The sequence below is a fragment of the Erwinia sp. Leaf53 genome (genome assembly GCF_001422605.1).
In the GTDB taxonomy this organism is placed as follows: Bacteria; Pseudomonadota; Gammaproteobacteria; order Enterobacterales; family Enterobacteriaceae; genus Erwinia.
This window is the reverse complement of sequence record NZ_LMLK01000022.1, coordinates 264,511-277,292: the sequence shown is the minus strand read 5'-3', so window position 1 is coordinate 277,292 and position 12,782 is coordinate 264,511. Positions and strand designations below refer to the sequence as shown.

Genomic DNA, 12,782 nt, shown 5'->3' with positions numbered 1-12,782 from the left:
GGAATATGCAAACGCCAAAACCCGAACAGCTGTCGCTGAATACCGCCACCGTGCGCCAGCAGTGGAACCTGCAGCAGATTATTGAAGGCTGCGCCCGCCATGAGATCCGCGGCATCTCACCGTGGCGCGATCAGGTCAGCCAGCTGGGATTACAGCCCACCGCGCGGCTGCTGCGCGAACACGATCTGACCGTCACCGGCTACTGCCGTGGCGGGATGTTTCCTGCCAGCAGCCGCGAGCAGCACCAGCAAAAAATGGACGATAACCATCGCGCGGTGGATGAAGCGCTGGCGCTGAACGCCGCCTGCCTGGTGCTGGTGGTCGGCGGGCTGCCGGAAGGATCGAAGGATCTCAACGGCGCGCATCAGCAGGTGGAGGACGGGCTGGCCGCGCTGCTCGACTATGCGCGGCCGCGCGGCATGCCGCTGGCGATTGAGCCGCTGCACCCGATGTACGCCGCCGACCGCGCCTGCGTCAACAGCCTGCAGCAGGCCAACGACCTGTGCGACCGGCTGGGTGACGACGGGCTCGGCATCGCCGTCGACGTCTATCACACCTGGTGGGATGCCGGCTTTGCCCGCGAGATCAGACGCGCCGGGCAGAAACGCCTGCTGGCCTTCCATATCTGCGACTGGCTCAACCCCACGCAGGATATGCTGTCCGATCGCGGCATGATGGGCGACGGCGTGATTGATATTCGCGGCCTGCGCCAGCAGGTGGAAGCCGAAGGCTATCAGGGTTTCCATGAGGTGGAGATTTTTTCCCGGCTGAACTGGTGGCAGCAGGATCCGGACGAGGTGTTGCGTACCTGCAAGGCCCGTCATCTCGAACACGGCTGAGCGCCCGCTTGCGCAGGCGTGCAGTCCCTTTTTCGTATCTGACAGAGCTGAACTCAGCTGTTTTCGTCGGTCCGCAGACTTGTCGAGGAAGATATGAATACAGATACCCGCAAGATGATCCTGGTTACCGTGCTGTGCGGGCTGGGCTACATGATGTACTCGGTCGACCGCATGACGGTGTCGTCGGCCATCGGCCTGATCGCCGGTGAATTTGGCCTTGGCAAAGCGGAGAGCGGCATTCTGCTGTCGTCGTTCTTCTTTGGTTTTATCGTCTTTCTGTTTATCTCCGGGGTCATCGCCGACAAGCTCAGCGGTAAGCCGGTGCTGATCCTCGGTCTGATGATGTTCTCGCTGGCCACGGTGTTTACCGGCGTGGCGGGCAGCCTGACCAGCCTGATCTTCTACCGGGTGATGACCGGCATCGGTGAAGGCATCTTCTGGCCCGCCGCCTCGCTGGAGGTGGCCAACGTCACCAGCGAGAAGCAGCGCACCACGGTGATGTCGCTCTACTGGATGGGCTACCCGATCGGCGGTTTTCTCGGCACCTGGATGGGGGCAGTGCTCGGGCCAATGTTTGGCTGGCGGGTGGTGTTTTATGTTGCCGGTGGCCTGGGAATACTGGTCGCGCTGCTGTATGCGGTGCTGGTGAAAAACGACCGTAAACCGGCCGATCTGCTGGCCCGTCAGGCGGCGGAAAAAGTGCCGCTGCGCACCCTGTTCCGCCATGCGCCGGTGCTGCTGATGGCCGCCTACTACTTTGTGCTGCTGGCCGGCTGGTGGATCGTGCTGCTGTGGGCGCCAAGCTACCTGATGCAGGTAAAAAACCTGTCGATCGGCATGGCGGGCACCATCGCCAGCCTGCTCGGCCTGACCGGCGCGCTGGGCGGTTTCCTGCTTGGCCGCTACTGCGACAAAGGCGACTTTGTTCGCCGCCGCAATATCCTGATGGCGATCACCGCCGCCAGCGGCGTGCTGATGGCCGCCATGGCCCTGACGCCGTCGGTACCGCTGGTGGTGGTGCTGGTGATGCTGCTGGGCTTCCTCGGTTACCCTGTCACGCCAATCGTACTGTCGGTGACCGCCGAACTGGTGCCGCCGTCGCTGCGCGGGTCGGCGATCGGCTTTGTGATGAATATGGGCATGGCGGCCGGCGGGATCTCGCCGATAGTCGCCGGCTACTACGCGCAGACCTATACGCTGCAGCCGGTGTGGCTGGCCGCCGCCGGAGTGATCCTGTGCAGCAGCGTGGTGCTGTTCGGCGTGCGCAAGCTGCCGGTTGGGTCCGCTACCGCCGCCGCTGACGCGCTACCGCGCGGCCATCTGGCTAAACACTAATCACAAGGAATCAATAATGAAGAGCAATCACCTACGTTTACTGGATGCGCAGGGCCGGGTCAGCGACTATCAGATTCAGGGCGAACGGCGCTGGTCAGCGCCCGCACAGCCGCGTTTTAACCGCCAGGCGTTTGCCGCCGCCCACGTGGTGGCCGACGTGCGGCGTATGCAGCACCCCAGCCGCGATATGGCGATTGACTGGGACGCCACCCTCGCCTATCGCCGCCATCTGTTCGCCCACGGCTTCGGCATTGCCGAAGCAATGGACACCGCCCAGCGCGGCATGGGCCTCGACTGGCCGGCCAGCCTGGAACTGATCCAGCGCAGCGTCGAACAGGCAAAAGCCTTTCCCGGCGCGGTGGTGGCCAGCGGGGCCGGCACCGACCACCTGACCCGCTTCAGCGGGCTGACCGTTGATGACGTGATCGCCGCCTACGAGCAGCAGATCGCGGCGATTGAGGCCTGCGGCGGCCGCATTATTCTGATGGCCAGCCGGGCGCTGGCGGCGATTGCCCAAGGCCCGGACGACTATCTGCGGGTCTACGATACCCTGCTGCGCCAGGTGCGCGAACCGGTAGTGCTGCACTGGCTGGGGGATATGTTTGACCCGGCGCTGCGCGGCTACTGGGGCAGCGACAACATCCACAGCGCGATGGAGGTGTGCCTGGCGGCGATCCGCGCCAACCCGGCGAAGGTCGACGGCATTAAGATTTCGCTGCTGGATAAGGATCGCGAGGTGGAGATGCGCCGCCAGCTGCCGCCGACGGTGAAAATGTACACCGGCGACGACTTCAACTACCCCGAGCTGATCGCCGGCGACGAGCAGGGCTACTCCCACGCGCTGCTGGGTATTTTCGACGCCATCGCCCCGGCGGCGGCGGCGGCGCTGCACGCGCTGGCGGCGGGCGATCGCCAGACTTACGAACGGATTTTCGCCCCGACCGTGCCGCTGGCGCGTCATATCTTCACCAGCCCGACCCAGTTCTATAAATCCGGCATCGTGTTTCTCGCCTGGCTGAACGGCCATCAGGACCACTTCTCAATGCTGGCCGGTTCGCAGAGCGCGCGCAGCCTCGGCCACTACTGCGAGCTGTTCCGCCTTGCCGATGCGGCCGGGCTGCTGGATAACCCGGAACGGGCGGCAGAGAGGATGACGCTGTTTGGTCGGGTGAATGGGATTTAGCCGGCTCGACAGAAGCGCTTATTATTTCCCCCGCGCGGATATCCTCGTGGGGGCGTTATTCTGCTGGTACATATTTAATCCCCGACGACAGTTCCCCTTGCACTTCATCGTAAGCCCTTGAGTAATCGGCTAGCACAACGTAATTTCTGGCGTATCCGGCAGCCGGCGAGCGGAATTTTTCATCCTATCCAGACTCTTTTTCTCTCTTAAAACCATCCCCCTCAGGGCAGAATTAAGAGCCTGACTCTGTAAGGCCGGTGATTCAGGCATGATACACTTAACGGCAGATCGGACGATCCGCAATCAAAACAGGAGCAACCGCGTGGCAGATTTTAAAACCTTATTCGGATACAGCGTTGATTACGCTGAGTTTGTCAGCCAGGGCTCGGCGGAAGAGATCGCCGCGCTACGCCGCGATCAGGACAAAACTCAGCAAGCGGATTTTCTCAGCCCTGAACTTGAAGCACAAATTGCCGCGCTGAAGGGCCGCTTCACCCTGCTGGTGGCCGCCGAAATGTGGTGCCCGGACTGCCAGCGCAACCTGCCCGCGATCCGGGCCTTAACCCAGCGCTATCCCGACGCACAGCTTGGCATTCTTAACCGGGCGCAGGCCGATGCGCCGTTTAAAGACGCCTTTGGCGTTGAGCGGGTGAAGATCCCGTTTGTGGCGGTGCTGGATGAAGAGTTCGCACCGCTGGGCAGCTTTATCGAACGCCCACAGTCGGTGGTGACGGGCGGTGACGAAGCGCTGCAGAGTTACAAGCGCGGTGAACGGCTGGCGGAGACGGTCGGTGAGATTGTCGGGATCATGCGGCAGAACGCCTGATACGGGCCGTCGGCCGCGCGGCCGGCATAAGCTATGACCTCACCGGCGTTCTGCGCCGGTAACCGACGGAGAACGCCCTTTTACAGATGTGAACGCACATTGCCGCTGAACATGCCACCGCGAAAAACGTTTGCCGCCGGATCGGTGGTGAAAAGAACCAGGTCACTGCTTTCCCGGGCGATGATCGGGTGGCGGGTCTGATCCTCAATAATCACGCTTTCACCCGCCCCGAGAGTGATATCGCCGATCTGCGCGCTGCCCGCAAACAGATACAGCAGCCGTACAGCGCTGCTGACCGGAACCGGTGGCAGCATCAGCGTATGATCTTTTTCCAGCCGGGTATCCTGCAGCCAGGTCTGAGAGCGGAAAATTAACGGTGCGTGATCGGGGTCGGCAAGGGTTCTCCAGCTATTTTCACTGTAAGGCGTGCCGACGTCGTGAAACTGCACCTGCGGCACCAGCCCGCTTTCGGCCGGGCGCACGAAGATCTGCAAACAGCGCATCGTCTCGCCGGGGTTACCCGGAATGTGCCGCCTCTCTGGCTACGTGAAAAAATCCTGCCGGCCTGCGAAATGCTCTGAAACCATTACGGCTACAGCCCTGACGTTTGCAGCCAGGTATAAACAGACCGTGCAAGCTCCCGGGGTTTTTCCAATGGGATCAGGTGACCACTTTCGTCGATAACCTGAACCTTACACCCGAAGCGGTCCGCGAGTTCCGCCGCCTCCTCATCGGACCGGAGCTGATCCTGACCTGCTGCGACCACCATCACCGGGATGGAAACCGGCCTGAGGGTGATGCCGTTACGCTCCAGTCCGGACTGTGTTCTGAACACCTCCGCGCCGAGTCGTTTTCCCATCTCACGAACTTTCTGAATTAACGCGGCATCACCGTGACGGGAAGGGTGGAGGGACCTTTTGACCGCGCCGGGGCTGATGCCCTTAAAGTCTCCGGAAAGTGCGACACGGGAAGCGGCTTCAAGCCGCGCGCGCTGTTCAGGTGAATCCTCGCGCAGGGAGGTGGCAATCAGGATCATGCCTGCTGTGCGCTGGGGAAATGCCTCGGCGACTGCCCGTGCTACATAGCCACCTAACGAAAAGCCAGCAAGAACAAAGCGCTCCGGAAGTCCACCGGCAATATGGCCAGCCATTTCCGCTATGGTCTGACCCTGGCTCAGGCTTGCCCTGATAAAACGACGGCTGTCCGGATAGACGCTGATAAACTCATCCCACAGCGTCTCGTCGAGCATAAATCCCGGGATAAGTACGACAGGCAGCTGCTCTTGTTGCATTTGAGCGGTCCTCAGGCTGGAATTAATATCAAGACTGCAACGTGGCATCCCCCGCGTCAACCTCCGCCTGTTTATCATCGGTGGCGTTCAATTTATTCACCAGACGAATAAACACATATCAATTATCAATTGGAACAATTTGTGGCGGTGATGGACGAGAACTTCACGCCAATGGGCAGATTTATTGAACGCCCACAGTCGGTCGTCGCGGGCGGTGATAAGGCGTTGCAAAGCTACAGGCGCGGCGAACGGCTGGCGGAGACCGTCGCGGAAATCGTTGGCGTGATGCAGCATAAAGGCTAACCCGCCGCTGACACGTGCCCCATGTCCGACATGGTAAGCATGGTAAGCATGGTAAGCATGGTAAGCATGGTAAGCATGGTAAGCATGGTAAGCATGGTAAGCATGGTAAGCATGGTAAGCATGGTAAGCACAACGTTATCAGGCAGGCCCGTCAGGGTCTGTTTTTTTGAGGCTGAGAGGCACGCGCGATAGCTGCCCCAGGCCACACAACCCGCTCAACCCGTCAGTTCCCGATCGTCCTCCTGCGTCCCTTCCCCGCCGTTCAGAGCATTAAACTCCTGCAGCAACTGCCTGAGCTGCTGCATTTTTTGCGGGCCAAACTGCTGCTCAATCCGCCGGTAACCGGCGTCAACCTCATGACAGGCCTGCTGATAGAGCGTCTGCCCCGCCGGGGTCAGCGAAGCGAACAGTTTACGCTGATCGTTCAGCGGTTTCAGGCGCAGTACCAGGCCATCCCGCTCCAGGCGGGTGAGGATGCCGGTCAGGCTCGGGCGCAGCACGCAGGCCTGCTGCGCCAGCGCGTGAAAGTCCAGCGACCGGTGTTCAGCGAGGATGCGAATAATCCGCCACTGCTGCTCGGTCAGGTTATGACGGTTGAGGATCGGGCGAAAATAGCCCATCGCCGTCTCGCGTGCCTGAAGTAAAGCAATGGTCAGGGAATCGGTCATCTCGGTCGCGCTCTGCGGTGGGGGATTGGCTCTACCGGGAGTATACGGCCTGACGGCGCTGACCGCCCGGATTTTTGTGAACAAACGCGCCCAAAAAAAAACCATATCGTTAACATATTAACAAAATGACGCCCATCACAATTGAAATAACAAAAAATTAACAATTAGTGCGCAATACCACCCGTAATCCCATCTGAAAAGGCCTTTCACGGCTTTACAGCACCCCCGGCAACGTTGTTGATCCCCGTTTCCACGATATTGACCCGCTGAACGCAAACGATCTTATAACCGATCATTAACATATTAACGAAGTGGCAAAGGCGTTACCCCAGCACAAGGAATAATGATGAAACGATCCGTTTTTTCCGTTGCCCTCAACCATCACTCACAAATCGACGCGTGGGCCGACCGCTTCCGCCAGCCGCCTTATCAGCAACCGCCGCAGTCACCGGTGTGGTTTATCAAGCCGCGTAATACCCACCGCCGCAGCGGCGATGCCATAAGCCTTGCCGGGCTGCCCACCTTCAGCGGCGGTACGCTGGCGGTGGCGATCGGGAAAACGGCGCGTAAGGTCACGGTGGCGCAGGCCGCAGGCTGTATCAGCGGGTATGCGCTGGCTAACGAGGTCAGCCTGGCGGAAGAGAGTTTTTACCGGCCGGCGATCGCGGCCAAGTGCCGCGACGGCTTCTGTCCGCTGGGCGAAACCGTGCCGCTGGCCGACGCCAGCGCGCTGGACATCATTACCGAGATCAACGGCGTGGTGGTGCAGTGCTGGTCCACGTCTGAGCTGCAGCGCGGGGCCGCAGCGCTGATCGCCGCATTAAGCGATTTTGTGACGCTGCAGCCGGGCGACCTGATCCTGCTCGGCACCCCGCAGCAGCGCGTGGCCGTCAACGACGGGGACGAAGTGGTGATTAAGGCCGCCGGCCTGCCGCCGCTGCGTAACACCTTTACCCGCACGGCCGACGCCACGACCCAGCCGGACGGCCACCCGACCTTCTTCGCCCTCGGCCTCAACTACGCCGATCACGCCAGCGAGCTGGATTTTACGCCGCCCGCGGAGCCGCTGGTGTTTATCAAAGCGCCGAACAGCATCACCGGTGATAACGCCGTCAGCGTGCGCCCGGACAACGTCGACTATATGCACTACGAGGCCGAACTGGTGGTGGTGATCGGTAAAACCGCGCGCAACGTCAGCCGCGAGCGGGCGCTGGAGTACGTACAGGGCTACACGCTGTGCAACGACTACGCGATCCGCGACTACCTGGAAAACTACTACCGCCCCAACCTGCGGGTGAAAAGCCGCGACACGCTGACCCCGCTGCACGCCGGCCTGGTGCCGCGCCGCGACGTACCCGACGCGCAGAATCTGTGGCTGAAGACCTGGGTTAACGGCGAGCTGCGGCAGTCGGGCAACACCCGCGACATGGTGTTCGACGTGCCGTTTCTGGTGGCGTACCTCAGCGAAATTATGACCCTGCAGCCGGGGGATATGATCGCTACCGGCACGCCGAAAGGGCTGGCCGACGTGCGGCCCGGCGATGAGGTGGTGGTGGAGATCGAAGGCGTCGGCCGCCTGGTTAATCATATCGTCAGCGAACAACAGTTTGAGGAGAGCCTGCAATGAACAGGATAGACCACTGGATCGACGGCAAACGCGTGGCCAGCGCGGAGTACTTCACCACCAGCAACCCGGCCACCGGCGAGGTGCTGGCCGAGGTCGCCTCCGGCGGCGAGCGGGAGATTCACCAGGCGGTAGACGCGGCGAAGCGGGCCTTCCCGAAATGGGCCAATACGCCGATGAAGGAGCGTGCGCGTCTGATGCGCCGGCTTGGCGAGCTGATCGATGAAAACGTGCCGGAGATTGCCGCGCTGGAAACCGCCGATACCGGCCTGCCGATCCACCAGACAAAAAACGTGCTGATCCCGCGCGCCTCGCACAACTTCGAATTTTTTGCCGGGATCTGCCAGCAGATGAACGGCCGCAGCTACCCGGTCGACGACCAGATGCTCAACTACACGCTGGTGCAGCCGGTCGGCGTCTGCGCGCTGGTATCGCCGTGGAACGTGCCCTTTATGACCGCCACCTGGAAAACCGCCCCCTGCCTGGCGCTGGGTAACACCGCGGTGCTGAAGATGTCCGAACTGTCGCCGCTCACCGCCGACCGGCTGGGCGAGCTGGCGCTGGAGGCCGGCATCCCCGCCGGAGTGCTGAACGTGGTGCAGGGTTACGGGGCCACCGCCGGTGATGCGCTGGTGCGCCACCACGACGTGCGCGCCATCTCCTTCACCGGCGGCACCGTCACCGGGCGCAGGATTATGCAGAGCGCCGGGCTGAAGAAGTATTCAATGGAGCTGGGCGGCAAATCGCCGGTGCTGATCTTCGAGGACGCCGACATCGAGCGCGCGCTGGACGCCGCGCTGTTCACCATCTTTTCGCTGAACGGCGAGCGCTGCACCGCCGGCTCGCGCATCTTTATCCAGCAGAGCATCTACCCCGAGTTTGTTAAGCGTTTTGCGGAGCGCGCCAACCGCCTGCGCGTCGGCGACCCGACCGATCCGCAAACCCAGGTGGGTTCGATGATCACGCAGCAGCACTGGGAAAAGGTCACCGGCTATATCCGCCTCGGCATTGATGAAGGCGCAAAACTGGTGGCCGGTGGCCCGGACCGCCCGGCCGGGTTATCCCATGGCAACTTTCTGCGCCCTACCGTACTGGCCGACGTGGATAACCGCATGCGCGTGGCGCAGGAGGAGATCTTCGGTCCGGTGGCCTGCCTGCTGCCGTTCAAAGACGAGGCTGAAGGCCTGCGGCTGGCCAACGACGTGGAGTACGGCCTGGCCTCCTACATCTGGACCCGGGACATCGGCAAGGTACTGCGCCTCGCCCACCATATTGAAGCCGGGATGGTGTTCGTCAACACCCAGAACGTCCGCGACCTGCGCCAGCCGTTCGGCGGCGTTAAAGCCTCCGGCACCGGCCGCGAAGGCGGTGAGTACAGCTTCGAGGTGTTCGCCGAGATGAAAAACGTCTGCATCTCGATGGGCAATCACCCCATCCCGAAATGGGGCGTCTGACGTTTGCCAGCGGCAACGCGCCGGTGCCCGCCGGGCAGTCGCTGCCCCCTGAAACAGACCACGTCACGCATCACTGCCGCCCCTGACCGGGCGGCCCGATCCAGAAGAGAGCCGACTATGACCACAACAACGCTGACCACCACCCTGCCGCCGCCGGATATTCTGCGCTGCGCCTATATGGAAATGCAGGTCACCGACCTGAAAAAATCCCGCGAGTTTTACGTCGATATTCTCGGCCTGCACGTCACCGCCGAAGATGATACAACCCTCTATCTGCGCACAATGGAGGAGTTTATTCACCACAACCTGGTGCTGCGCGAAGGGCCGGTGGCGGCGGTGGCCGCCTTTGCGTACCGGGTGCGCAGCCCGCAGGACGTCGACCGCGCCGAAGCGTATTTCCAGGCGCTGGGCTGTAAAACCGAGCGCCGCGCCAACGGCTTCGTCAGGGGCATCGGCGACGCGGTGCGCGTGGAGGACCCGCTCGGTTTCCCGTACGAATTCTTCTGTGAGGTTCAGCACGTGGAGCGGCTGGCCTGGCGCTACGAGCTGTATACCCCCGGGTCTCTGGTGCGCCTTGATCACTTCAACCAGATCACCCCGGACGTGCCGCTGGCGGTGGCGTATATCCAGGGGCTGGGCTTTCGCGTCACCGAAGATATCCGCGATGCCAGCGGCGTGGTCTACGCTGCCTGGGTGCGGCGTAAATCCACGGTGCACGACACCGCGATGACCGGCGGTGCCGGGCCGCGCATGCACCATATCGCCTTCGCCACCCACGAAAAGCACAATATCCTGGCGATCTGCGACAAGCTCGGCGCGCTGCGCCGGTCCGACGCCATCGAACGCGGCCCAGGCCGGCACGGCGTCTCCAACGCCTTCTACCTCTACATCCGCGACCCGGACGGGCACCGCATTGAGATCTACACCCAGGACTACTACACCGGCGACCCGGATAACCCGCTGGTGAGCTGGGACGTGCACGACAACCAGCGCCGCGACTGGTGGGGCAACCCGGTGGTGCCGAGCTGGTACAGCGAAGGCTCGCGGGTGCTGAGGCTGGACGGCACGCCGCAGCCGGTGGTGGAGCGCAGCGATCCCAGCGAGATGGCGGTGACCATCGGTGCCGACGGTTTCTCTTACACCCGCAAGGGCGACACCGATCAGGGCTTTAAGCTCGGCAATACCCTGTAATCAGCAGGCGCTGGCACCGGCCAGCGCCTCATCCGGAGCCCGTTATGCCGCATTTTATTACCGAATGTACCGACAATATCCGCCAGCAGGCGCAGCTGCCGGCGCTGTTTGCGCAGGTCAGCCTGCTGCTGGCCGGCAGCGGCCTGTTTCCGCTGGGCGGCATCCGCAGCCGCGCCCACTGGATCGACACCTGGCAGATGGCGGACGGCCGGCACGAATACGCCTTTGTGCATATGACGCTGAAAATCGGCCATGGCCGCACGCCGGACCAGCTGCAGCCGGTGATGAACGACCTGTTTGCCCTGATTAAAACGCATTTTGCCCCGCTGATGGCCGAACGTTACCTGGCGCTGTCGCTGGCGGTGGAGGAACTGCCCGAAGTGCTCAACTTTAAACAGAACAACGTTCACGCACTGTTCCGCAAGGATTAAGGAGCCCGTTATGTTAACCCCACAAGTCCGCCAGCAGCTGGCACGCGAACTGCGCCAGGCAGAGCAGAGCCGGGAACAGGTTCGACAGCTGTCACTGCGCCATCCTGATATCAGTATTGAAGATGCTTACGCCATCCAGCGCGCATCGGTGGCGACAAAGATCGCCGAAGGCCGCACGCTGAAGGGCCATAAAATCGGCCTGACCTCACGGGCTATGCAGACCAGCTCGCAGATTGACGAGCCGGACTACGGCGCGCTGCTCGACGATATGTTTTTCGCCGACGGCAGCGACATTCCTGTCGAGCGCTTTATCGTCCCCAGGCTCGAAGTTGAACTGGCCTTTGTGCTGGCAAAACCGCTGCGCGGCCCCGGCTGCACGCTGTTCGATGTGTATAACGCCACCGGTTACATCATTCCGGCGCTGGAGATTATCGACGCGCGCTGCCACGGCATCGACCCGGAAACCCAGCGGCCGCGCAGGGTGTTCGACACCATCGCCGACAACGCCGCCAGCGCCGGGGTGGTGATGGGCGGGCGGCCGATCAAACCCGACGCGCTGGACCTGCGCTGGATCTCAGCGCTGCTCTACCGCAACGGGGTGATTGAGGAGTCCGGGGTCGCCGCCGCGGTGCTGAATCACCCGGCCAACGGCGTCGCCTGGCTGGCCAGTAAGCTGGCCGCGCACGACGTACAGCTGGAGGCCGGCCAGGTGGTCCTCGGCGGCTCCTTCACCCGTCCGGTCGCGGTGCGCCAGGGCGACACCTTCCACGTCGATTACGGCCCGATGGGGGCCATCAGCTGCCGGTTTGTCTGAGGAGGCACCATGCCACATAACGCATTTAAGCAGGCGCTTGCCGATAAACAGCCGCAGATCGGGCTGTGGCTGGGGCTGGCAAACAGCTACAGCGCCGAGCTGCTGGCCGGGGCCGGTTTTCACTGGCTGCTGATTGACGGCGAGCACGCGCCCAACGACGTGCGCTCGATCCTTTGCCAGCTGCAGGCGATCGCCCCCTACCCCAGTCATCCGGTGGTGCGGCCACCGGTGAATGACCCGGTGATCGTTAAACAACTGCTGGATACCGGGGCGCAGACGCTGCTGGTGCCGATGGTACAGAACGCCGCCCAGGCGCAGCAGGCGGTACGCGCCTGTCGCTACCCGCCGCAGGGCATCCGCGGCGTCGGCAGCGCGCTGGCCCGCGCCTCGCGCTGGAACCGCGAGCCTGACTATCTGCTCCGCGCCAACGATCAGATCTGCCTGCTGGTGCAGATCGAAACGCGCGAGGCGGTGGATAACCTGGCGGCGATTCTGGCGGTGGAAGGCGTCGACGGCGTGTTTATCGGCCCGGCCGATCTCAGCGCCGATATGGGCTTTGCCGGTAATCCCGGCCATCCCGAGGTGCAGGCGGCGATCGCGCGCTGCATTACCGCGATCCGCGCGGCAGGCAAAGCCCCGGGCATCCTGATGGCCAATAAAAAGCTGGCGCAACACTATCTTGACCTGGGGGCGCTGTTTGTGGCGGTCGGCGTCGATACCACCCTGCTGGCCCGCGGCGCCGAAGCGCTGGCGGCACGCTTTATTTCCCCGACGGGCGGCAGCGCCGCCGCAGAACCGACGGTTTACTGATCCCCTGAGGAGA

General features: G+C 62.5%; 14 protein-coding genes. 11 read left to right on the top strand and 3 right to left on the bottom strand.

Annotation, left to right across the window (positions count from 1 at the left end; translation table 11 throughout):
* Positions 1-5 precede the first annotated feature (5 nt).
* The 4 genes from ASF13_RS15050 (at position 6) to ASF13_RS15035 (ending at position 4,183) form a co-directional block, all read left to right on the top strand.
* Entirely contained in the window at positions 6-839 is an 834-nt protein-coding gene (locus tag ASF13_RS15050; protein ID WP_056237777.1) for a sugar phosphate isomerase/epimerase, read from the top strand.
* Positions 840-932: 93 nt separating this feature from the next.
* Positions 933-2,174, top strand: coding sequence for an MFS transporter (locus ASF13_RS15045; protein ID WP_056237771.1), 1,242 nt, complete (start codon positions 933-935; stop codon positions 2,172-2,174).
* Positions 2,175-2,190: 16 nt separating this feature from the next.
* Complete coding sequence (locus tag ASF13_RS15040) at positions 2,191-3,357, top strand: dihydrodipicolinate synthase family protein (RefSeq protein WP_056237767.1); 1,167 nt, start codon at positions 2,191-2,193, stop codon at positions 3,355-3,357.
* A gap of 322 nt (positions 3,358-3,679) precedes the next feature.
* Positions 3,680-4,183: a thioredoxin family protein gene (locus tag ASF13_RS15035; protein WP_056237766.1), complete on the top strand. Its 504-nt coding sequence runs from the start codon at positions 3,680-3,682 to the stop codon at positions 4,181-4,183.
* A gap of 80 nt (positions 4,184-4,263) precedes the next feature.
* Here the strand turns inward: ASF13_RS15035 and ASF13_RS15030 are convergent, their stop codons facing one another.
* Positions 4,264-4,686: a hypothetical protein gene (locus tag ASF13_RS15030; protein ID WP_056237763.1), complete on the bottom strand. Its 423-nt coding sequence runs from the start codon at positions 4,684-4,686 to the stop codon at positions 4,264-4,266.
* Positions 4,687-4,775: 89 nt separating this feature from the next.
* Positions 4,776-5,474, bottom strand: coding sequence for an alpha/beta fold hydrolase (locus tag ASF13_RS15025; protein ID WP_056237759.1), 699 nt, complete (start codon positions 5,472-5,474; stop codon positions 4,776-4,778).
* A gap of 129 nt (positions 5,475-5,603) precedes the next feature.
* Here ASF13_RS15025 and ASF13_RS24390 point away from each other — a divergent pair, with 129 nt between their 5' ends.
* The gene (locus ASF13_RS24390) at positions 5,604-5,777 is read left to right on the top strand and encodes a hypothetical protein (protein WP_156365601.1); all 174 of its coding nucleotides are present in this window, start codon (positions 5,604-5,606) and stop codon (positions 5,775-5,777) included.
* Positions 5,778-5,992: 215 nt separating this feature from the next.
* Here ASF13_RS24390 and hpaR read toward each other — a convergent pair whose 3' ends face one another.
* A complete protein-coding gene (gene hpaR / locus ASF13_RS15015) occupies positions 5,993-6,445 on the bottom strand; it encodes a homoprotocatechuate degradation operon regulator HpaR (RefSeq protein ID WP_056237753.1) in 453 nt (150 codons plus the stop codon).
* Between the two features lie 346 nt (positions 6,446-6,791).
* Between hpaR and ASF13_RS15010 the strand changes: the two genes are divergently transcribed.
* The 6 genes from ASF13_RS15010 to hpaI all read left to right on the top strand — a co-directional run bounded on the left by ASF13_RS15010 (position 6,792) and on the right by hpaI (position 12,769).
* Entirely contained in the window at positions 6,792-8,072 is a 1,281-nt protein-coding gene (locus ASF13_RS15010) for a fumarylacetoacetate hydrolase family protein (protein WP_056237751.1), read from the top strand.
* Positions 8,069-9,523, top strand: a complete 1,455-nt coding sequence (gene hpaE, locus ASF13_RS15005) for a 5-carboxymethyl-2-hydroxymuconate semialdehyde dehydrogenase (protein ID WP_056237748.1) — start codon at positions 8,069-8,071, stop codon at positions 9,521-9,523. The genes ASF13_RS15010 and hpaE overlap by 4 nt, the downstream gene beginning before the upstream one ends.
* Before the next feature lie 117 nt (positions 9,524-9,640).
* Positions 9,641-10,714: a 3,4-dihydroxyphenylacetate 2,3-dioxygenase gene (gene hpaD, locus ASF13_RS15000; protein ID WP_056237744.1), complete on the top strand. Its 1,074-nt coding sequence runs from the start codon at positions 9,641-9,643 to the stop codon at positions 10,712-10,714.
* Between the two features lie 44 nt (positions 10,715-10,758).
* On the top strand, positions 10,759-11,145 hold the full coding sequence (locus ASF13_RS14995; protein ID WP_056237742.1) for a 5-carboxymethyl-2-hydroxymuconate Delta-isomerase: 387 nt from the start codon (positions 10,759-10,761) through the stop codon (positions 11,143-11,145).
* Positions 11,141-11,959: a 2-oxo-hept-4-ene-1,7-dioate hydratase gene (gene hpaH, locus ASF13_RS14990; RefSeq protein ID WP_369814389.1), complete on the top strand. Its 819-nt coding sequence runs from the start codon at positions 11,141-11,143 to the stop codon at positions 11,957-11,959. The genes ASF13_RS14995 and hpaH overlap by 5 nt, the downstream gene beginning before the upstream one ends.
* 9 nt (positions 11,960-11,968) lie before the next feature.
* Positions 11,969-12,769, top strand: coding sequence for a 4-hydroxy-2-oxoheptanedioate aldolase (gene hpaI / locus ASF13_RS14985; protein WP_056237736.1), 801 nt, complete (start codon positions 11,969-11,971; stop codon positions 12,767-12,769).
* Positions 12,770-12,782: the final 13 nt, after the last annotated feature.